Raw genomic sequence first — 22,242 nt, 5'->3', positions numbered from 1 at the left:
AAGTGAAGAGAAGCACTCTCCATACCATGGGGAGTGCTTTTTGTTTTAAGGAGGGAAAATGGATGAATATTTTACAACACTCAAGTGCACCTTTCGTACTTCAATATCTAGAAACCTATTCACAAAAAGAACTGATACTACTTGCTGGCAAAATATTAGACAAAGAATGCAGAGGCTGCTTTGTAATGGAGCAAATGAAGTCGGAGAAGAAAGGGGACGAAGAAAGGTCCAGGTATTGTCTTAAACAATGTCAAATTTGTATGGAAATGCAAAAGATAGGAGCACTGCTATCCAAGCCACATCCTAAGAAATAACGATTAAGGGAGTTACTTATGACCACTACTTTATTTATTTGCGAAAAGCCCGACATGGCCAGAAATATTGCGGCTGCGTTATCTAAACAGACTACTGAAAAGAAGGGATATATCGAAGGGGATAACGGACACATTTATACATATGCTATCGGACACTTATTGAGTCTGGCCCCGCCTGAATTCTACAATCCTGAACTAAAGAAATGGGCAATTGAAACCTTACCTATTATTCCGGAACAATTTAAGCTTTTGCCTATCCCGGGAAAAGAAGGACAATTGAAAATAATCGACTCACTTATTAAAAAGGCAGACATCGTAGTCAACTCTTGTGATAGTGCAAGAGAAGGAGAAGTAATAGCGAATTATATATTTATCCACTTGGGCCTGAAAAACAAACCAATTAAACGATTATGGACATCATCCTTAACAGAAGATGCAATCCGACGCTCCTATCAATCCATGAAAGACGGGGAGGAATATAAAGGTTTATTCTTCAGCGGATATGCCAGGGCACAAGCCGATTGGCTAATTGGTATGAACGCTTCCAGGATCTATACATTAAAAAGCAATGGTGAAAAATTTACAATTGGAAGGGTTCAAACACCTACACTGGCCATGATTTATGATCGGTGTGAGGAGCATTTCAATTTTAGTAAAATTAAATATTTCCCCGTAAAAGTATTATTCAGACAGAATGATGAGGAGTACGTAAGGTACTGGGAAGGGGAAAAAATCAAAGATAAAGTGCAGGCAGAAAAAATAGCAGCAAAAGTAAAAAGCAAACCAGGTGTTGTTAAGGATTTCGAGAAAAAGAGTGTAAAGAAATATGCTCTACCATTGTTTAGCCTTTCATTACTTACAAAAGAAGCTAATAAAAAATATCCTCTAGGTGCCAAGGAAATCCTAGCAATAGCTCAATCACTTTATGAAAAGCATAAATGTATTACTTATCCACGAACATCCAGCTCGTATGTTACAAAGGACGATATTCCGGTCATGCACCAAAGTTTAAAAGCATTAGAAAATTCTCCTTTTGAAAATGAAGCTAAGGGAGCCGATCCGACCCTGGTTCATACAGGAAATAAAAGAGTGTGCAATGAAAAAGGCGTGACAGATCACCATGCCATATTACCAACACATAAAATTCCTAACAACCTAAGTCAAAATGAACAGCTGATATACAACATGATTGTTAAAAGATTTCTTTCACAATTTTATCCTCCTGCCCTTTACGATAAATATGCCATACTGACAGAAGTTGAGGGAGAAATTTTTAAAACCACGGTATCGCATTTATTGTCGGCCGGTTGGAAGGCTCTTTTCCTAGAAGAAAAGGAAGAACAGAACATAGATGAGACGATTCTAAAACCTATACAAATAACAAAAGAAGAGCCGGTATTATGTATTGATTCCGAAGTACTCGAAAAAGAAACATCTCCGCCACCTTTATTTACAGACGGAACATTGGTAGATTCGATGAAAAAAGCTGGCAAGAAAGTTGAAAACGATGAATTAAAAGAAGTACTAAATGCGTCTGAAGGTGTAGGAACTGAGGCAACAAGGGCCGATATTATAAAGAAATTAATAGATACCGAGTATATTTCGTATAAAGGGAAGTCATTGCTAATTACCGACAAAGGGAAATTTATTATAGAAACAATTAGGGAGACTGATATTAAATCTCTAACTTCAGTGGAATACACAGCTGAATGGGAAAAACGTCTAAATCTTATTGCTAATAATCAATACTCCCCACAAGAGTTTATGCTGAACGTTAAGAAATTTACAAAAGCCATCATAAACGAAGCGAGTAAAATGGAATCATTATATAGAAAGGAAATTCAAGTTCTCGGTGCCTCTCCTGTTTGCAGGGTAGGAAAAATAGTCTCAGGAAAAAAATCTTATGGGTGTTCAAATTGGAAAGAAGTAGGGTGCGAATTTAAAATCTGGAAGAAGAGTTTTAATAATACTATCTCGGAAAAACAAGCACTCTTACTCCTGACTAAAAGAGAAACCGGGGTATTGTCCTTTACAAGTAAAGAAAAAGGTACTAAATTTAGCGCAAAATTAATCTTGGATGAAAACAATCAGGTGAAACTAAAGTTTGCTAATGAAAGCAAAGGAAAATAATCACAACCCAGTATGGAACCATATGGAATTTGTACTAAATATTTCAATATGGGAAAATAAAAAAAAAGCAGGAGGTTTGAGCTATGAACTTAGATAAATATTCAAAAACAAAAGAGCTTATTATAGATGTTAATCTTGAAGATCAAGTTGACCGCATTAAATGGCTGCAACTTTCCAAGGAAGAAGCTGCAGTAAGTCTTGCAAAGACTTATCTTGTAGCCTTATTAAGTATTAACAGCAATCCATTTTCTCAGAAGAAGGCATCTTCTTTGGCGGATCAACTATATTTCTCAGTAGGGTATAAATTACATGGATTCGCAAAAGCACAGGGGAATGATGAATTAAACTATGATTCTGATGATGTGGCTAATTTGTATAAACACATTTCCTTTAGTGGAATCAAATATAGGCAGCAACCACTACAGTGAATTACTCCAATGAAGAGAGGGCAATTACTATGAAGGAATTACTAATTAAACGAGGATATCTTCCTGTTTTCATTGCAGGAGCGGTAATGGTTTTTGTTGGTGCTGGAGGAACGTATTTTTTACGAAATTTAATACATTTCCTTATGGTCTTGCTCGTGCAGGTAGTTTGCCCAGGATGGATTGCTTTATGCATTCTAGAAACAATATTGCGAAGGAGGAAAAAGATAATGAAAGTTTACGAACTAATTGAGTTATTGAAGGAAATGCCACAATTTAATGTAGTTAAGTTAAATGATGAGGAATATGTAAACGACGTTGAAGAAGTGGAACTAGATGATAGGGATTATATAATTATTCGACCTAGATAATAAACAGTACGAAGATGTTCTGCCGTTAAAAATATGTATCATGTCTAGCCAATTCACAGATAAACTCAATAATTTTCTCCAAACAATTGCCCTCTTTTATTAAAGAGGTTTTTTTAAAAGGGGTATAATATCAACCTATCTCACCAAATATTGTCTTTTAGTCTGATATATACTTTTCCAAAATTTGAAAGAATAATCAACTCATTCCCCTTTACTACTTATCATAAAAGAATATACTTATGATAGAGAGGTTTAAAGGAGAAGATGTATGTATATTGATAAAGTAAAAGTTGGACAAAACATTAGAAAAATTAGAAAAGCAAAAGACATGACTTTGAAAGAATTAAGTTCTAACATTTGCTCCATTACTAAGCTGTCCAACATTGAAAATGGAATTGGGGAAATATCTCTAGATGATTTAGAAAAATTTTGTATAAAATTAAATATTTCTATTCATGACTTATTACCAAAAAGTGAAAAGTTTTTCTTAGATCAATCAAGAGTTGCATTTGCTAAAATAGAAGATTTTATTCGAATGGGTTTTCATGATATAGCGGAAAGCAAAATAGAAAAATTAGTTGATGATGAAATGTTTCTTCCATTGCAAATTAACTACCTTAAAGCATTAAATAACTATGAAACTAGAAATTATCATTCAGCAATGTATTTTCTTTTTGAAATGATAAAGGAAAAGCATTCAATCGAATTAGAAAAAGAGTTAATTTCTAAAGCTTTTAACCTTATTGGGATTATTTATAACAAATTAGGAGACTACACTTCCGCCCAAGAAATGTTTGAAAAAGCCATCAACAGTTCGACTAATAAACAATGGACCAATTTAATTCTATATAATCTAGTTGTGGTTTTTGCAACAAAAGGACAAGTAATTGATGCCAGGTTTAAAATTGGTGAGATTATTTCTAGCCACTTTCCTTACCAACAAAAGATTCGGTATATTTCGACAATACTTGATGTGTTGGAAGGGGATTATAATCAGTCTATAGAAAAAATCTTTGAATTAAGAAATGAGTTTTTTCAATTAAAGGACTTTGATTCTTTCTTAAGAACAATCATATTTTTCATTTATATTTACGACAAGCATCCAAAAATATTTAATAATTATCTAATCGAGGTAGAGTCCTTTATTTTGGATATGTCAGAAATAAAGAGAATACCAGAGAATACTAATCCTATTTTAGTTGCAAATTTACTTCAAACAATGACCTTGCACTTCTTAAAACAAAAGGACCTTAAAAAGGCTGATCAATATCTAAAACTCGCATTTGATCTAGCCGAAAAACATCCTAATGAAAGTATGAATGCCATTACTTTTTATTTAGCAGCAATCATACATAATCAATCAGAATCTGATAAAGAAACTCAATTAGTCTATTTAAAAAAGGCATTAAAGCAAATAGAATTCGGTCAACCTTCAGTCTTAAAAGGGTTAATTCTATATGAATTGGCGAAGATAGAAGAGATAAAAGATAGTTATTGGAAGCAAGCAGCGGATAACTTTTTTGATTCCATGCTCATAAATAACTACTTCAACCATATTAATCTAAGTATGTTAATGCCTCAAATGTTATATTGAATTTAACTGAGAATAAGGGCATTCTTAACCTTATTATTTACTTAGTGCTAAAATGTTTTTAGTGAAAAAAAGACACAAATAGCGACATAGGAAAGGTGTTTAATGATAGTGAAAGTATATACAGTTAAAACACATAAAAACGAAGTTGTAGTAATGACAGCTAGCAAAGCAAAAGCACTTTGGTATCTTGAAAAGGGGTTCATTGTTGAAGTTTTGTAGTTCTCAGTACGCTAATTTAGCGAAAGAAAATGAGAGACGGGTAGTTTGCTGCCACAAGTCTCTAATGTTCGTTAATTAGTATTAAGTTCTTATTCCACTTTGATTTATTCTCATAAAATGGTAAACTTAGATTAATTAAATAAAACTCAAAAGGGAAGAACCCTATAAGCGTGATGCTTGTATGGGTTCTTTTTTTTGTTTTTGAATAAAAATTCAATAAAACAAGGGCGGTATTCCATTGAAAAAACATATTATCATAATTAGCTCAACCATTTTGATTACGTCAATTCTGGTTGGCTACCCTAAGGTAAATGCAGAATCTATAGAATCAATAAAAAATCACAAACAGAAAATTACAGAACAACGCTCCCTTATAAAAAAGGGTATAGAAAATGCTGATAAAGAAATTGCAGAATCAAGAAATATGCAGACGCAGCTGAAAGAACAACTCAACAGAATAGAAAAAGCACTTCAAGATAACCAGAAAAAATACGACCAAACAAAATATCAAATAAATAAGGCCTCTGAGGAAAAAGAGAATCTCACGAATGAATTATTATTGCTTGAGACTAAAATTGTCGAGAGGAATAAGATACTTAAAGAGCGGGCCCGCAACTATCAGCAATCAGGAGCAAGTACATGGTTCTGGGATATGATACTTGATGCTTCCGGAATAGGCGACTTTGTTTCGCGTTTAACAGCTGTCGCAACTATAGCAGAAGCGGATCAAACCATTATTAAAGAGCAAGTGCATGACCAAGAACAGGTAATGTTAAATAGAGTTTTGGTGGAAAAAGCATTGAAGGATTTAAATAGCGCTAAGATAGAGCTTGAAGAAATTTTAAAGGTTGTTAAGGATCAGCAGGTTCAAAAACAGGACGTCCTGGCCCACTTGAAATACAAAGAGGAACAACTTAATCAAAACAAAAAAGATTTAATCAACCAAGATAATAATTTGGCAAATGAAGAAACAAAGCTGCAGCAATCAATTACAAGTGCTCAGAGCGAAAGTCCTTATTTCACTGCTGGAGGAAGTATTTCTGTTTCTGGAATCCCTACAGAATATATGACTTACTATTTAGATGCTGAAAAAAAATATAACATCCCGTGGCACATTCTTTGCGCTATTCACGATATAGAAACAAATTTCTCCACAATTTCTCCAATGGTTTCCTCAAAAGGTGCATTGGGGCACATGCAGTTCATGCCAAAAACGTGGGAAGACTTTGGCATAGACGCGGATCAGGATGGTAAAGCAGATCCTTTTAGCTTAGCAGATGCAATTGCCTCTGCAGCTAACTATCTTTCAGTACATGGCTTTAACAAGGACCCTCGAAAAGCTATTTGGCATTATAATCATGCCGATTGGTATATTAATGAGGTCTTGCAAACATCCGAAAAATACAAAGTCTCCTACTTGGCTTCAACTACAAATAGTGAAAGTGTTGTTACTGTAGGAAATAAATTAATTGGTAACTCTGTGTATGTATTTGGTGGTGGAAGAAATGAAAAGGATATTAACAATGGCCGCTTCGATTGTTCAAGTTTTGTCCATTGGGCCTTTAGTCAAGTAGGGATCTCTCTCGGTCCTCTTACCTCTACCACAACCGATACCCTAAAAAATCAAGGTGTTAGAATTACCTTTAATGAGATACAACCTGGAGATTTAGTCTTCTTTGATACATACAAAAAAGACGGACACGTTGGTATATATGTTGGCGATGGAAAATTCATTGGAGCTCAAAGCACCACGGGAGTAGCCATTGTCAGTATGGAAACAGGATATTGGAAAGAAAATTTTAATGGTAGAGTAATCCGGATTAAGTAAAGAATATCTAATATCAATTTCTTTTGTAAAAACCAAATATAATACCTTTATTTTCCTATAATTAAATGATAGTATTTTCTTATTACCAATATTGTGTAGAGGGAAGAACCCGAGAAGCTATTAGGCTTTTTGGGTTCTCTTTTTTGTGAAAGGAAGTGCTCAATAGTAAGGCTTAAATTCTTACTTCAATGCTATGAAAAATATGGCTATTCCCATTATTACTTCAATGTTTATTTTAACTCTTACGTTATTCACCCTTTATTCCTACGGCATGTGGGACCAACTAGCTGTATCTTATTGTCTTATAAACATGTCCTTCATAGGACTTGCTTGGTTGCTATTTCTAATAAAAAAAGCGAGTGGTAGAAAAACCTTTTATAGGCCTAAAGGAAAGCAGGTGTAGTTAAACTAAATGAATGACCGAGATATCCAAAGAAAAATTGAAGACAAGCGCGCGGAAATGTACCTGGCTGCAAATAATTTAGGTTTAGACAGCTCAAAAGTGGTTAAGATTAGCGAAGATCTTGACCGCTTAATTAATCAATTTTATTCTAATAGGTTTCTAGATAGAGGTTCTATAAATATATCTAAAAATAGTGTATAAAAGGTAGGCTTTATGACGATTATATTAAATGAAAACACCACTAAAATGATTACTGATGAAGAATTTACTTTTTTGGCCTATGAATTTATCCGTTTAGTCGATGATTATATCAAGTGTCAATGCACAGAAACCCAAAAGTCCATAATACAGGATATAAATTTAATAGGTGAGGCAATGGATTTATAATCTAATTTGGAGGAAAATATATGAATAATAGTGAACACTTTAATTTTTTTAGAAAGTCAATGATAGAATCCCTTGAACAAATGACCATTGAAAATTTCCATATTTATAAGCAATTATTAACTAAGCAGCTGCAGATATGTGAAAATATGGTGGATATCCAAAAATTCCAATCGGAACATCAAATATCATTAGTTAGTGATACATTCAAGGATCATGACGTACTCCCAGAGGTTATAGAGCAAACTAAAAACATAGAAACGTCACCACAAAAATATCGATTTGAGCGTAAACTCAGAGGTGGCTATATCCAAGAAATCGATGGGTACGTTCCTGAAGGAGTAGTAAGGAATTTAGAAATACAACATGGGGATTATTTATATGCTGTAGAAGTCGAACCGGGTTATCACCAGAAAAAAAGGTTTGAATACAGCATAGCTGAAAAAGGGTTAGGGATAGAACCTTCAGATCGAATTCAATATAATTATTGTCCTGTAGAGATGGAAAGCGGGAGACTAGTTGTAAAAAAGAACTTAGATAGTGGTGAAGACATTCGGCTAGGTGAAGTAGCTTACACAGTTATCCTCAATGAAGATGATATCCATTCATTAAATATAAAAGAAAATGATATCGTAGATATTGCATTTCCCATAGATAAACCTGAGGCTAATAGAATTTTATGGCGACATAACACAGAAAATTACGATAGCTGGGTTCCTCCGCTGAAATCTGGCCATTATAAAAAGGCAAAGCAGCAGGGCACTACAGAAATTATAAATAAATGTAACCTAGACTTCGATAGTAAAACTATATTAGTTGTAGGATTAGAAGCAAGAAAATCTGTCTTTGAAAAAGAAATTGATGCTAGGGGAGGGACCATGATCTGGGCTTCTGGTAACGAAGAACTATCAAGACTTGAGGCAATGGTAAAGAAGTCAGACTTAGCTGTTATTATCATTAGTCATGTAAGCCATCGAGGAAGTATAGAAACAGTGAAGTATTGCAAGAATCATGGTATACCTTTTACACCTGTTAAAAGCAGAGGTGTGGAATCTTTAATAACTGCCATTAATGAATCTATACAAGAAACTACTCACATAGCTTAACTCTTCTATTATCTACTAAGTCATATTTCTTTTTAATATCTTAACAAATAAGTCCTATAGCGCATTATAATAATATATTTACCGACCGCTTAAAAAAATCTTTAGCGGTCTTTTACATTTTTAGGTACAAGTTTGAATTGTTTAATGCTGGATAAATATTTATAATATTACATAAATAGGCCTAATGGCATAAGGGGACAAAACGATGGAAGAGTATAGCTTTGGAGAAGTGCTGCAAACTCTAAGAAAGAACAAAAAATTTACTATTAGGGAGATTTCAGAAGGGATATGTACAGATAATGAATATAGTTTATTTGAACGAGAAAAAAAATATCCTACTCTAGACCAACTATATTTAATAGCCGAAAAACTAGGTAACAATTTAGCAGATATTATGAAAATGATCACTAAGAGTAATGATAATTATGTGAAACTAATAATAGACCTTATAAACAAATATAAAAGAGAAAGGGAATATGAAAAAGTCTTTCAGATTACACAAAAGGAAAAGAATTCTCATATATTTTCATCAAATAAACTGAAACAATTTTTATTATGGAATGAAGGAATATGTTATTACTATTTACATGACGAACCAGAGAAAGCTGTAGAAACTCTTTATGAAGCCATTGATTTGACTAATCCACAGCGTAAAAGTTTGAACGAAAGTGAAATTGAGATATTAACGAGTATCGCAATGATTATATATGAAACCAAGGATTATCGAAAAGCAATTTCTACCTTCATAATAGCGCTTAGAGATCTTGAAAGTCTCCCGACTCTACTGGAACCAAAAGTCAAATTACGCATCCTATTTGGCCTATCACAAGCCCTGACAGATAATGAACAGTATGAAGAATCCTTAAATTATAGTTTAAGAGGAATCAATCTTTGTATAGAGGAAGAACTTTTATATTTATTTGCAGAGTTTCATTATCAGAGCGGGGAAAACTATCTAAAATTGGGAGAGCGAGATAAAGGAAAGACCTATGTGGAAGAATCTATTCATCTCTGTTATTTAACGAAACAGACTAAGATGGGTCAGATAATCGAAAAAGAGTTGGAAAAAATGCTGGCCAACTGTTAAAATTTTATTAAAGAGGAAAATATAGGAGGATTTTACTATGAAGAAATTAATTATTGGCGCTGCGTTATCCCTAAGTATTGCTGGTGCAGGTTTGTTTGCTATAAATCTTAATGATCAATCCGGAATTCCAACACAACACCAAATTAGCGAAAAATTAGACTATGCGGGCATTCCCACTCAACATAGCATTGGCAAAGAAATTGAATTAGCTGGAATCCCAACTCAACATAGTATCGGTAATGGTTTCACTGTGATGGGAATACCTACACAGCATTAAAAAATTGTACTTTCACCAAACCATCCTTAATGGGTGGTTTTTTTGATATACCAAGCACCAATTTAAATTAGAACAGATGGGGTCAGGTACAGAAGTAAAAAACTATTTTCCCATTAAAAGACATAAATTTTCTTCTTAATTATAACTTGAAAGCATATCTATAATTAAAAAGGAAGTGAGCCCTAATGCTTAAAACCAGGCAGGACTCCTGGACAAAAGAGGAAGATACTCTGTTGGCGGAAATAGTATTGAAACATATAAGAGAAGGCGGCACTCAGCTCCAAGCCTTTGAAGAAGTGGGCAAACAATTAGAACGTACATCCGCAGCTTGTGGCTTTCGCTGGAATGCAAATGTTAGAAAATTATATAGAACTGAAATAGACCATGCTAAAAAGCTAAGAAAGATGGATTCTTCCTCTGACGTAAGCCATCAAAATAATCATAGTAGGTCTAATCAAAATGGAAAGACATTAGTAGAATTCGACAGTCTAATTGATCACCTATGGGCTTTGTACGAATCAAAAAATACTAAAGACAACTCAGAACAAGATCTTCATTCCATCGAAGAATTAAGGGATCAAATAAATGTCCTAAAAGATAAAAATGCTAAGATTTTAGAAAAAAAGAATAAACTAGAAAAGGAATATAATGCATTAAAAGAAATTTTGGAATCAGCGCATCAAATACTAAAATTTAAATGATAAAATGTGTGGTAAAGAAACCTTTAGTCTGGGTTTCTTTTTTTGTTTGACCTTACATTATTTCCTTTTTTTAGTGTGCTAAAGCCGATGTTTGAAGATGATATCAACCCACCTAAACCTTTTCAATAAAGAGGGGATGAGCAGTATGGCCCAATGGAAGGAATTATTAATCGAAATAAAAAAAATTGAAGAAAAGTATAGAAGCTCATTTAGAAATCCAGTTACAGAGCTAGAAATTAAGTATTTTTAGAAGCTGATGCAGGAGAAGATAGGTAACATACAGTTACCAAAGTCTTATATAAACTTTTTAAAAACAGTAAATTTGAAAATTGACATGAAAATGAATCGCATAAGTAATATGTATTTTTGGGGGACTCTGATATAGCCTGGTACTGTTTTGATTTAAAACAAGAACTATTTCTAGAACTTGATAAACCATCAGGAACCTTTATACAATCCTTTGATTGTTTCGACTTCATGTTGGCCGAAGCACTCCAAACAACACTAATATTAAGTTAAGTAGTGCCATTTTGGATATGCTGAAGCAAATCATTCAGAGTAAATCCACATCTATTATTTGATTTTCCAAACCGCTAACATACCAAACTAATGGGTGATTCGAGTAAAGAAATAAAGGAGGGATTTCAGTGATCTATTTAATTACTGGACCGATGGCAAGTGGTAAATTTACTGTTGCAGAATTGATGGCAAAAAAATTCAAGAGGTCAGTACACTTACGTGGGGATGTCTTTCGTAAAATGATTGTTTCTGGAACGAGAAGAAATGAGCGAAAAACCTAGTAAAGAAGCTGAAACTCAGGCAGATTTGCGCTATCAACTAACAGCAGAAGTTGCAAAATGTTACAGCAATGCAGGTTTTACTGTTATTGTACAAGATAATTACTATGGTCAATAACTTCCGTATATTCTTAAATTAATGGGTCATGAGAAAGTGGAGCCAATTGTTTTAACTCCTAATGCTGATGTTATCCGAGAAAGAAAGCATAATAGAGGCAAGTTTGGTTATATCGGCTTTAATGTTGATAGTTTGCGGAAAGAGTTTATAAAAACTACACCGCACCTGCGTATTGGTTTATGGGTTGATAATAGTATAGAACAACCGCATGAAACAGTTGATTATATTATGGCTAAGTTAGGTATTGAATTAAACTAAAAATCTTCTAAGTTATTCCATAAACTGGTGCGATAGTTAAATACACTTCGCTTTTCTACTAACAATAAAAATAAGGAATTGTGGTAACATCATATTATAAATGTTGTAATTAAATGAGCATACAAATAGTTTTATAATTAATATTATTAATAAATATTTAAACAAAAAAATATACACAACTTTATTATATTTTTCCATACTTTCTGCATATAAATTATTTATTATAAAGGTCTAGGACAAATAACTACCCCTATATGAAAACAGTAGGAAGAAGCACTCCCAAGGGGGGTGCTTTTTCTTATTATCATTTCTACAAATCTAGAACTTCACGAATAATATTAGATAATTTGTCCATACTAACAAAAGGGAGGGGTAGACATGAAAAAAGTAATTTTTAGTATATCAATAGCGTTATCATTAATGTTTTTCTACAGTCAAGTAGGACAGAGTAAAGAGGATAACCTTTTATCCATTGTAAATAGTTTAGATGATATGAACGCAAAAATAAGTGAATGGTCTCTATATTATAAGTATGATGTGAATTATTCCGATTCTTTAAGTACTTTTAGAGAGCACGAAGCCAATCTGAAAAGTAAATATCCCAACTTTCAATGGGAGGAAAATAGAATCAGAGATCACCATATCATTATAACCGGAAAGTTAAACGGAAACATCACTAGAGAACAAATTGTTCTTACAGCACTAAAAGAAGGCAACAGGTATAAACTTTTACAAACATATAGTTATACTAGTGAAATATGGTCACAAGATGAGTACGAAAGACTTACTAACATACTAGAAAACAAACATAATCTTTACTTCACTGTAAAGTCTAAATTAAAACCTGATCAGCATCAGAAATTAAGTGATAAGGCCAATAACATTTTAGAGAAACTTTCAGCACAACCAGTTGAACAACTTGTAGAGGAAAACTTTGTTTCCGTCTCAGCTTATAAAAATTCCTGGGAAAATTTCTTACCAACAAGAAATAATGAAAAAATGAATTTACAATTAGGTTTGAGAAATAATCAAGAAGATAAATTGATAAGCATTATAATTGGAAGCCCTATTATTACAATTGAGTATTAAAAGGGGAAAAGGGATCATAATAAAGATAGCTTATTTTTAGTTTATTCTACAAGTTTAAGTGTAGGAGTTCGGTTCTATAAACTGTTAACCCTCTGTTCATATGTGAATAGAGGGTTTTTTATTATAAAAGTAAATAAATTTCTTCCTCCATATTTTCTTCAAAGTTATTTTCTATAATCAGTTTTGATATAGAAAAAGGATTAACTGTTCTGCACAATTCTGGGAGAAAATTCTTATACCATTACCCAAATAGATTAACATCCAACAAAAACTTTATTTATTGGAAACAAATCATTAAAAGTAATTTATTAATTATCAACTTTAAAGGAGAACAAAATGAAAAAGATACTATTCTTTATATTAATTACAACCTTAATAAATTTGTTTCCCCAAAAAACCTATGGTGCAGATAGCCCTAAAGTGTCCAGCGTTTCCGCTATTTTAATAGATATTAAAACGGCGGAAGTTTTATTTGAAAAGAAAGCTGGTGATAGGATGTACCCGGCAAGCCTGACAAAGATAGCTACGGCCATTTATGCTATTGAAAAGGGAAATTTAAATGATAATGTAACTATTGGTAAAAATCCTAGGGAAACAGAAGGTACGAGGGTTTATTTAGAAGAAGGTGAAACTGTCACACTTAGAAAGCTAGTACAAGGTTTGCTTATTAATTCTGGCAATGACGCAGGGGTCGCAATAGCAGAACATTTGGATGGCTCTATTGAGGCATTTTCTAACAACTTAAATGAATATTTAGCTAAATTAGGTTTAAAGAACACAGTCTTTAAGAACCCACATGGTCTATTTGACGCTGAACACGTTACAACCGCTGAAGATTTAGCTTTGTTAACCCGTTACGCTATGGAAAATGAGGAATTCAAGGAAGTTTTCGGGACAAGAGAGCTAAAGTGGAAAGGAGCATCTTGGGATACGACCCTTTACACTCACCATAAACTTATGAGGGAATCACCATATGAAGGTATTATAGGCGGAAAAACTGGATTTGTTGATCAATCCGGACATACATTAGTGACAGTTGCTAACAGAAAAGATTTGAGCTTGATTGTTGTTACATTAAATGCAGCATCTCAAGACATTGCATATGAAGACACTAGAAAGTTACTCGATTTTGGATTTAGCCACTATAAAACGTCAACTATACCTAAAGGGGTCGCATTTAAAGTGAAAGATAGTATTTATACTGCAAAAAAAATCCTTTACTTTACTCAACATATCCAAGAAGATGCACAAAATTCGATAACCGAAGATGGAAGTATTGAAATTTTGAAGCCAAGCGAAAAATTCCTTTCTGATCTCCAGGGTGAAGACTTTATTCAAAAAACTAATGAAAAAAAGGAAACCATTAAGGAATCAAAAGAACAAAATGTTAAAAAGGGGGGTAAAGAAGTTTATTTGTTAGGAATAGTTCTGCTTTCAGCAATCGCTGCTTTTTTAGTAATTAAAAGAAAGATCTCCCCAAAGATATTCAACAAAAAAATTCTTTAATTAGATGACTAAGTTCACATTATCACTAGAAAATTATTACAATCGAGAGGTAGCTGGATAATACCAAATTTAAATCACTATAAATTGTAGGGGGAGAGAAAATGAAGAGTTTTTATAAATTGCTGGAAAAGCGGTGGTTTTTGTGGGTTTTATTTATCATAAATTTTTTGGGAACAGTCTATGGCTACATTTGGTATGGAAATCAGTTGTCGCAAACACCTGCAGGATTTCTGATATTCGTTCCTGATAGCCCTACAGCAAGTTTATTTTTTATCTTCGTTTTAGGAGCTTTTCTGATTAAGAAGAACTGGCCATTAATGGAAGCTTTAGCTGTGGTAACCCTATTTAAATACGGAATTTGGGCCGTGTTCATGAATATTTTTACCTATTTTGCAACTGGTTCTCTCCATTGGACAGGTTATATGCTAATTGCGTCTCATGCTGCAATGGCAATTCAGGGATTACTTTATGCTTCGTATTATCGTATAAGATTATGGCATTTGGTAATTGCAGCTATTTGGATATTACATAACGATGTCATCGACTATGTGTTTTTCATGATGCCGTGGTATGGTCCCTTAAGTAATTACACACCGCAAATAGGATATTTTTCTTTTTGGTTAAGCATAGCCACATTACTAATAACTTATTTCCTTGTCATCAAGAGAAAAGGGAGCTGAACAGCTCCCTGATATTGAACTTATATATTTAGTGAGAGATTTAATTATAATTATTACTAATAATTCCTTAGCTGACCTTGATCTTCAATATAATCTAAATTTGTAATTGAAATAGAACCTTTTTTTGAATGAGCTTCTAAAGATAAAAGGGAATTTGAATATATTTTTAACATTCTTCTCAGTTCAGTTGGAATAGAGAACTTCCCGTTCCTATAAATTACTTTATTTAAATGAACATCTTCGTGGTGTTTACTAATCAATAAGCGCCCGGCCTCCATATATATATATACATATTCTCCATCATTTACACACAATTTTTTCTTTAGTGCTAATGGAACTGAGATTTGGCCATTTTTTGATAACTTTTTAATATACAAGGAATCTTCATCCTTTCTATTCTATAAATTTCCGCTGGTATTCCATTTATATCCTGTCCCCCAAACTGTAACTAAATGATGATCAACGGGATAATCAGACTGCCTTAACTTCTCTCGGATATTTCTTATATGCGAATCAATCGTCCTGTTATCTGTCTGGTCATTATTCTCCCAGATACTTTTTAGCAGTGCTTCACGAGAAAACACATAGTTGGGTTTTTTTAGCATTGTTCCTAAAAGGGCAAATTCCTTCGGGGTTAACGGGATTGAATTACCGTTATAAGTAAGATCAAATCCGCTTTCGTCGTACATTAACCCATGGAAGGAAAGGCCAGTCTTCTTGGGAATAGTAGTTCTTCTTATTAAAGCCTCCACTCTTGCTAACAGTTCTTCCTCATTAAAAGGTTTGATAATATAATCATCCGCTCCTAGCTTAAATCCATTAAGTATATCTTGTTTTTCTTTTTTGGCTGTCAATATTATGATTGGAACATTAGTATTTTTTCGAATCTCTTTGCAGACTGTCCAACCATCTATATCAGATAATGAAATCTCTAATATCACTAGCGATACATTTTCCAAAGCTAGGCATGTCAATACGTGCTTGATAGAGTGAGAATGCACACATTGATAGTACGGTGAGAGAAGATTTCCTAAATAGTTAACTACTCCTTGATCTTCATCAATAATCATGATCTTAGTCATTACAGTTGCTCCTCATTTGGTAATATCCTTAAAGTTACTTTACAAAAAAAATATGAAGAAATTTTGCATTATTATTATCTTCCAAAAAAATTCTTAGGTATTTTCTATACTAGGAAATTGAAATCAGTATGCATTCAATCCATGTCGAAGTAATTGGTAAATTAAAGTCATAGATAACAAAGGAGCAAAACAAGATAAGGAGGAAACTTTTGAAGAGAACTAATGGGTATTAAATAAAACATGGCTTGACGGTATGTATATACCAGAGAAAACAGTTATAAAATTATAGACTCAATCGATAGGTAAAGTCCCAGCTTTGTTCTTTTTCTAATAAATTCTTGTAAACTTATCATTAAATTAGACATGTTAATCGATTATTTTGTATAACAAAGTTTTTTTCAATTTTAAATTTCATCTTTCAGGATTCTCACCTAAGCAATAATTAACTTACGGATTACCTTGTGTCTTTTCTGCACATTAAGTGCATATTTTTGTTGTAAACTTAATGTGATCGTTTGAAGAAGAGTATAGAAAATGAAAAACTTGAGAGGCACGTGGTTTCTATAGAATATTTAGGAGAAATGACTCTGATAGTCCTAGCCAAGTGTCATATTTAGTTTGTTCTCTTCCTGAAATGATCCTATAATTGGAAGCAGGAGTGAGATCTATGAAAAAGTCATTATTATTAGCAGTACTTGGATTAACCTTTAGCCTTGCCGCATGTGGCCAGGCTGAAGAAAAAAATAACAAGGATATCAAACAATCAGAAGCCCAAACTGATGAACAGGGAAGCGGGGAAGAGGCAGTATCCAATAGCTTTTTTGAAGTCTTTGATGGGAAAATTGATCACATCCACGGGGTGGGCTATTCTGGAAATCAAGGCAAGCCCTTTTATGCAGCTCACGATGGATTAAAGGTTTACGATGGAGGGAAATGGTATAAAACTAAGGAAGAAAACAATGACTATATGGGCTTTAATGCAACAAAAGACGGCTTTTATACGAGTGGGCATCCTGGACAGGATTCAAACCTTCCAAATCCATTAGGAATACAAAAGAGTACGGATGATGGAAAAACACTTCAAGAGCTAGCTGTTGAAGGTGAAACAGATTTCCATCTAATGGGAGTAGGGTATGAAAATCAGGTGATTTTCCTAATGAACCCACAGAAAAATTCCATCATGGAAACAGGAAAGTTTTATCTCAGCGAAGATAACGCAAAGACATGGAAGGAAGTATCCGCAAATGGCCTTGATGATACATTGCTCAGTATCGCTGTACATCCCCAAAAAGCTGATTATTTGGCTGCATCCGGTCAGCAAGGAATATACCTGTCAAAGGATAAAGGTAAAACCTTTGAACGAATCTCGAAAAGCGGACAAGGCACATCTGTCTTTTTTACAAATGACAGCTTAATCTACGGGACTTACGATGGTACATCTAAGCTGACAAAGGTTTCTCTGTCTGATGAAACAGAAGAGGAAATAGCATTGCCTAAAATGAATGAAGATGCAGTTATGTATTTTGCTCAAAACCCAAATAATGATCAGGAAATGACGTTTGTTTCATTTAATGGAGACATATATTATACAACTGATGGCGCTAATAACTGGGATGCCATTGTAGAAGCAGGCAAAATTAAATAAATTAATTTTAAAGATCGAAGGGTGCTTCGATCTTTTTTGCTTTTTAAACAGCTATTATTCACCTCGAACTGTCCTTATATCACTGCTTCTTCGTGCTCTACAATTTGCTGTAGAACATAATGAAGTCTCTTAGCTCCATCAGCTATGAATCTCTATTAAGATCTTCTTAAACTCTTCCTCCCCGTTTCATATTTTTTCTTATGCATTTGTAATTTATCTGCATAGTTTTAGATGATGTTTTTTTGTGTAGCCTAAATTATTTTAATGCTATCCAAAAATTTTATTGCTAAATATGCATTTTTTGTGGAGTTTATTAAAAAAATGTAGTGGTAAAACTGTATTGAAGATTAGATAATATAACTATTTTGAGGTGAAATGATGAATCAGGAAACGAATCATGGTACACATGGACATGAATCTCATATCCATGGGGTACCATCTAATATCGTAGAAGAAATACAAACTGAATGGAATGTCAGTCCTGCTACTATTAAACCTAAACAAGAATCCGAAATTTTTTTATCAGTCAAAAAGAACGGAAAGAATATTATTTCCTTCTCAGCTGTACATGAAAAACAGATGCACATACTTATAATAAGTCACGATCTAAGTATTTTTCAGCATCTACATCCCAATTATGATGGGGAAGGTAAGTTTAATTTGAAGACCACCTTTCCAAAAGCAGGGAAATATAAAATATTTGCTGATTTTCTTCCAGAAGGTTCTGCTCAGCAACTTGCCAAGTATGATCTAATAGTAGAAGGCGAGGAGCAGGATGATGCAGTTAATTTTGATAAAGAGTTAAAAAAGCAAGTAGATGATTTAATGTTTGAGTTGAAACTTGATAATTTGGCCGTAAAACAGCATGTACTGATGACATTTACTGTTACGGACAGCAAAGGCAACAAAATTACGGATTTGGAACCTTATCTTGGATCAGCAGGACATGTAGTTATTGTAAGTGAAAAAATGGACGAGTTTCTCCACGTCCACCCAAAAGATGAGGCAGCTAAAGGGCCGGATGTTGAATATATGACTACATTCCCTATTTCAGGCAAATATAAAATTTGGGGACAGTTTAAATATCTTGGCAAGCTTTATACGGTTCCATTTGTAATAAATGTTCCGGGTAAGTAAATAATATAAATAGCCTAATTTATAAATAGGGCGCACTTATTGAGTGTGCCCTATTTATTTAAAGGTAACTCTTTATTATTTACGGCCTTCTCAGAATAGGAGGGAAGATTATTGAAAGAACAAATTGTAGATGCAAAACTGAAAAATATTCAGTCAAATAAAGATAGATTAAAAATTATTACTATCCTGGCCATTCCCGCTGTAATCGAAAATTTCTTTCAAACCATCCTTGGGTTTGTTGACACCTACTTTGTCTCAAAGTTAGGCTTGGTGGAAGTGTCCGCTGTAGGAGTTACCAATGCAGTGCTCGCTATTTATTTTGCTCTGTTCATGGCAATTGGGGTGGCAGCGAACGTTAGGATTGCCAATTTTCTTGGAGCAAACTTGCCGGAAAAGGCAAGGCATATTTCCCAGCAATCTCTAGTTCTAGCCATCCTGTTTGGCTTGTTAACGGGAGTTATTACCCTTTTTTTTGCTGAGCCATTGCTGAAGCTTATGGGAATAGAGTCTAATGTATTAGAAGCTGGTTCTCTTTATTTTCGAATAGTAGGCATTCCATCTATCTTCATGTCCTTAATGTTTGTATTGAGTGCCATACTTAGAGGGGCAGGAGATACAAAAACGCCAATGAAAATCAGCATCATAATTAATATTGTGAATGCGGTATTAGATTACGTCTTGATATTCGGCATTTTATTTATTCCAGAAATGGGAATTGTGGGAGCTGCCCTTTCTACTGTATTTGCCCGTGTTATTGGAAGCATAGCGCTAATTTATTACTTAAACCGGTCCAAGGTTCTCGCTTTTCGCATGGACTATTGGAAGCTAGATAAAGTGCATTTAATGGAGTTGACGACACTTGGGGCTCCAGCAGCAGGTGAACGGTTAGTTATGCGTGCTGGCCAGATCGTCTATTTCGGCTTTGTTGTTGCTCTCGGAACAAATGCCTTTGCAGCCCACCAAATTGCAGGAAATATTGAAGTCTTTTCTTATATGATTGGTTATGGGTTCGCAACGGCAGCTACGATACTGGTTGGACAGCAAATCGGGGCAGGTAACCTTGATGAAGCGAGGAGATATGCCAAACTTACAACCATCTTAACTTTAGCATCAATGTCTGTTCTGGGGGCTATGCTTTTCTTCCTTGGTGAATGGGCAGGAAGGTTCTTTACAGAAGATCAGGAGGTAGTCAGAAACATAGGAACAGCTTTAAAGATATCCGGCGTTTTTCAACCCTTTTTAGCTGTGCTTATGGTATTAACAGGGGCATTCCAAGGTGCAAATAATACAAAATTCCCAATGTATCTCACCGCCATTGGAATGTGGGCGGTGCGTACACTCCTTGTCTTTTTATTAGGCATAAAGCTAGGCTGGGGTTTAGCAGGTGTCTGGATTGCCATCGGAATTGATATTGCGTTTAGGGCAGTTGTACTCGTTATTCAGTTCCAAAGAGGAAAGTGGATGGCTCTCGAAAAAGCACCGGAGGCAGAATCTGAATGCCATCCGCAGACAACAAAGGAAACGATGTCGTCTTGTGTAAACAACTATTAAATTATTGCTGTGTACCAAAGTTAAGAATCAGTTTACTTTTTTAATGAAAAAGGACCAAAAAAGGTCCTTTTTCATTTCTATAATAATTAGGGGGGATCTTTATTATATATTAAAGGTTTGCACGAATTATGGATTAAACATAAAAATTAATAAAAAACAGCAATTCTTTTTCAACAAACGAGTAAAATGCTTATTGCCTCAATTCTCCTGCATTTACATAGCAGGATATCCGGAATTTATAAAAGTCATTACAGCAAACCAGCCAAAAACAAGGAAGCTGCCTAATCCAAATAGCACACCTAGGAAATTTTTGTTTTTCAATGCACTAATTGTCCCAAAACCAGCAAGCAAAGCGACTAGTCCAAATATTATTACAATGCCCATAGAAAACACTCCTTTCTTATGATTTATTAACATCTCAAAAAAAAGCGACCTTTATTAAGGCCGCTTCTCTGTGTCTAGCGGTAGTATTATTACTACTCTGGTTTATTATTAGCATTTGGATCAGGGGTAAAACTTGGCTTAAATCCGTCGTACTTAACCATATTTACCATTCCAGCTGTGGCATGGTGAAGATCATGACAGTGAAACAGCCAATTTCCTGGGTTATCAGCTTTAAACGCAACAACATATACATCACCCGGTTTTAAGTTAATGGTATCCTTTATTATCGGAGAGCCTTCTACAGGTTTTCCATTCTTGCTAAGGACCTGGAAGAAGTGACCATGGAGGTGCATAGGGTGATCATCCATCATAGAATTATTAGTCAATGTCACCTTAACGAGATCACCTTCCTTAACATTTATATTATCTGTTTCAGGAAATATTTCGCCGTTAATCGTATAGGCCATATCACTGCCATTCATGGCAGTATTCAGATCCATTTTATATTCAACATCATATTTCTGATCCAGTGAAAATTCCCCTTGTTTAGAAGGGCCATAATTAACAAACGTGAACTCTGGAAGTTCTTCGGACTGATTAGATTTATCTGTTGAATTAGAAGAGTTTTCATATTGAATTTTTGTCTTCATTCCACTTGTGCCTTCCATGTCACCATGGCACTCTATGAACCATTCGCCAGGGTTGTCCGCAGTAAACTCAATGTCATATCGCTCCCCTGGTGCTATTGAGATAACTTGATCTTTGATTTCTTTTGGTTGCTTTAGTTCTTGCCCGTCGATGGCTGCCACTTTAAAATCATGGCCATGCAGATGGATCTTATGAGACATATACCCTACATTGACAAGGCGAATTCTGACTTTTTCTCCTTCTTTTACTTTTAAAGGCTCAATGCTGTCGCCGCTTTTTCCATTTATTGAAAAGATATCGTAGGCGCTCATGTCATGGCCCATTTCGCCCATTCCATTCATGCTGTCATTGCTATCTGACTCCATACTGCCGTGATCCATGCCGCTCATACTTGAATCCTCTGAATCAGCCTCTTTATCGCTGTCTTCTTCTGAACCCATGTTACTGTGATCCATACCTTCCATGCTTGATTCACCCTCTTCAGGCTTGCTCATCCACTCATCAAGCA

At 34.4% G+C, this 22,242-nt stretch carries 25 protein-coding genes; 21 read left to right on the top strand and 4 right to left on the bottom strand.

Annotated features, from left to right (window positions below):
* The first annotated feature begins 62 nt into the window (after positions 1-62).
* The 18 genes from PBF_RS23315 (at position 63) to PBF_RS23235 (ending at position 15,287) form a co-directional block, all read left to right on the top strand.
* Entirely contained in the window at positions 63-314 is a 252-nt protein-coding gene (locus PBF_RS23315) for a zinc-finger domain-containing protein (RefSeq protein WP_035333219.1), read from the top strand.
* An 18-nt stretch (positions 315-332) separates the two neighbouring features.
* Positions 333-2,444: a type IA DNA topoisomerase gene (locus PBF_RS23310; RefSeq protein WP_035333217.1), complete on the top strand. Its 2,112-nt coding sequence runs from the start codon at positions 333-335 to the stop codon at positions 2,442-2,444.
* A gap of 83 nt (positions 2,445-2,527) precedes the next feature.
* Complete coding sequence (locus PBF_RS23305) at positions 2,528-2,872, top strand: hypothetical protein (RefSeq protein WP_035333215.1); 345 nt, start codon at positions 2,528-2,530, stop codon at positions 2,870-2,872.
* A gap of 29 nt (positions 2,873-2,901) precedes the next feature.
* On the top strand, positions 2,902-3,240 hold the full coding sequence (locus tag PBF_RS23300; RefSeq protein ID WP_035333213.1) for a hypothetical protein: 339 nt from the start codon (positions 2,902-2,904) through the stop codon (positions 3,238-3,240).
* A gap of 268 nt (positions 3,241-3,508) precedes the next feature.
* Positions 3,509-4,834: a helix-turn-helix domain-containing protein gene (locus PBF_RS25090; RefSeq protein WP_051489003.1), complete on the top strand. Its 1,326-nt coding sequence runs from the start codon at positions 3,509-3,511 to the stop codon at positions 4,832-4,834.
* Between the two features lie 457 nt (positions 4,835-5,291).
* On the top strand, positions 5,292-6,881 hold the full coding sequence (locus PBF_RS23290; protein ID WP_051489002.1) for an NlpC/P60 family protein: 1,590 nt from the start codon (positions 5,292-5,294) through the stop codon (positions 6,879-6,881).
* A 412-nt stretch (positions 6,882-7,293) separates the two neighbouring features.
* Positions 7,294-7,485 (top strand): aspartyl-phosphate phosphatase Spo0E family protein, encoded by a 192-nt coding sequence (locus PBF_RS23285; protein WP_035333212.1) that lies wholly within the window; start codon positions 7,294-7,296, stop codon positions 7,483-7,485.
* Positions 7,486-7,497: 12 nt separating this feature from the next.
* The gene (locus tag PBF_RS26285) at positions 7,498-7,671 is read left to right on the top strand and encodes a hypothetical protein (protein WP_160169286.1); all 174 of its coding nucleotides are present in this window, start codon (positions 7,498-7,500) and stop codon (positions 7,669-7,671) included.
* 20 nt (positions 7,672-7,691) lie between these two features.
* On the top strand, positions 7,692-8,774 hold the full coding sequence (locus PBF_RS23280; RefSeq protein WP_035333211.1) for a DUF2325 domain-containing protein: 1,083 nt from the start codon (positions 7,692-7,694) through the stop codon (positions 8,772-8,774).
* Positions 8,775-8,979: 205 nt separating this feature from the next.
* The gene (locus tag PBF_RS23275; protein ID WP_035333210.1) at positions 8,980-9,861 is read left to right on the top strand and encodes a helix-turn-helix domain-containing protein; all 882 of its coding nucleotides are present in this window, start codon (positions 8,980-8,982) and stop codon (positions 9,859-9,861) included.
* A 37-nt stretch (positions 9,862-9,898) separates the two neighbouring features.
* Positions 9,899-10,138, top strand: a complete 240-nt coding sequence (locus tag PBF_RS23270; protein WP_035333209.1) for a hypothetical protein — start codon at positions 9,899-9,901, stop codon at positions 10,136-10,138.
* A 185-nt stretch (positions 10,139-10,323) separates the two neighbouring features.
* The gene (locus tag PBF_RS23265) at positions 10,324-10,839 is read left to right on the top strand and encodes an RsfA family transcriptional regulator (RefSeq protein WP_035333207.1); all 516 of its coding nucleotides are present in this window, start codon (positions 10,324-10,326) and stop codon (positions 10,837-10,839) included.
* Between the two features lie 366 nt (positions 10,840-11,205).
* Positions 11,206-11,358 carry a hypothetical protein gene (locus PBF_RS27160; protein WP_343299456.1) on the top strand — a complete coding sequence of 51 codons (153 nt, stop codon included), beginning with the start codon at positions 11,206-11,208 and terminating at the stop codon, positions 11,356-11,358.
* A 264-nt stretch (positions 11,359-11,622) separates the two neighbouring features.
* Positions 11,623-11,754 (top strand): hypothetical protein, encoded by a 132-nt coding sequence (locus tag PBF_RS27110; RefSeq protein ID WP_268745136.1) that lies wholly within the window; start codon positions 11,623-11,625, stop codon positions 11,752-11,754.
* Between the two features lie 36 nt (positions 11,755-11,790).
* Positions 11,791-12,012, top strand: coding sequence for a phosphotransferase (locus PBF_RS26920; protein ID WP_235192326.1), 222 nt, complete (start codon positions 11,791-11,793; stop codon positions 12,010-12,012).
* 378 nt (positions 12,013-12,390) lie between these two features.
* On the top strand, positions 12,391-13,101 hold the full coding sequence (locus PBF_RS23245; RefSeq protein WP_035333205.1) for a YwmB family TATA-box binding protein: 711 nt from the start codon (positions 12,391-12,393) through the stop codon (positions 13,099-13,101).
* A 336-nt stretch (positions 13,102-13,437) separates the two neighbouring features.
* Positions 13,438-14,607, top strand: coding sequence for a D-alanyl-D-alanine carboxypeptidase family protein (locus tag PBF_RS23240; protein ID WP_035333204.1), 1,170 nt, complete (start codon positions 13,438-13,440; stop codon positions 14,605-14,607).
* Between the two features lie 101 nt (positions 14,608-14,708).
* Positions 14,709-15,287 carry a DUF1405 domain-containing protein gene (locus PBF_RS23235; RefSeq protein ID WP_035333203.1) on the top strand — a complete coding sequence of 193 codons (579 nt, stop codon included), beginning with the start codon at positions 14,709-14,711 and terminating at the stop codon, positions 15,285-15,287.
* A gap of 56 nt (positions 15,288-15,343) precedes the next feature.
* Here the strand turns inward: PBF_RS23235 and PBF_RS23230 are convergent, their stop codons facing one another.
* Positions 15,344-15,664, bottom strand: coding sequence for an AbrB/MazE/SpoVT family DNA-binding domain-containing protein (locus PBF_RS23230; RefSeq protein ID WP_035333201.1), 321 nt, complete (start codon positions 15,662-15,664; stop codon positions 15,344-15,346).
* Between the two features lie 21 nt (positions 15,665-15,685).
* Positions 15,686-16,369, bottom strand: a complete 684-nt coding sequence (locus tag PBF_RS23225) for a response regulator transcription factor (protein WP_051489001.1) — start codon at positions 16,367-16,369, stop codon at positions 15,686-15,688.
* Between the two features lie 667 nt (positions 16,370-17,036).
* On the opposite strand from PBF_RS23225, the gene PBF_RS23220 reads away from it, so the two are divergent.
* From PBF_RS23220 to PBF_RS23210, 3 genes are all read left to right on the top strand, one after another.
* The gene (locus PBF_RS23220) at positions 17,037-18,014 is read left to right on the top strand and encodes a F510_1955 family glycosylhydrolase (RefSeq protein WP_035333199.1); all 978 of its coding nucleotides are present in this window, start codon (positions 17,037-17,039) and stop codon (positions 18,012-18,014) included.
* Between the two features lie 375 nt (positions 18,015-18,389).
* Positions 18,390-19,151 (top strand): hypothetical protein, encoded by a 762-nt coding sequence (locus tag PBF_RS23215; RefSeq protein WP_235192325.1) that lies wholly within the window; start codon positions 18,390-18,392, stop codon positions 19,149-19,151.
* 111 nt (positions 19,152-19,262) lie between these two features.
* Positions 19,263-20,702 (top strand): MATE family efflux transporter, encoded by a 1,440-nt coding sequence (locus tag PBF_RS23210; RefSeq protein WP_035333197.1) that lies wholly within the window; start codon positions 19,263-19,265, stop codon positions 20,700-20,702.
* Between the two features lie 213 nt (positions 20,703-20,915).
* On the opposite strand, the gene PBF_RS25255 is transcribed toward PBF_RS23210, so the two are convergent.
* Both PBF_RS25255 and PBF_RS23200 read right to left on the bottom strand, forming a co-directional pair.
* The gene (locus tag PBF_RS25255; protein WP_035333196.1) at positions 20,916-21,086 is read right to left on the bottom strand and encodes a DUF2759 domain-containing protein; all 171 of its coding nucleotides are present in this window, start codon (positions 21,084-21,086) and stop codon (positions 20,916-20,918) included.
* Between the two features lie 92 nt (positions 21,087-21,178).
* Positions 21,179-22,242, bottom strand: a 1,064-nt coding sequence (locus PBF_RS23200) for a multicopper oxidase family protein (RefSeq protein WP_035333195.1), incomplete at its 5' end; no start/stop codon positions are given.

Source organism: Cytobacillus firmus DS1, from assembly GCF_000565285.1.
Lineage (GTDB): Bacteria > Bacillota > Bacilli > Bacillales > Cytobacillaceae > Cytobacillus > Cytobacillus firmus_A.
The sequence above is the reverse complement of the archived record's forward strand: the minus strand, read 5'-3'. Positions and strand labels throughout refer to the sequence as shown.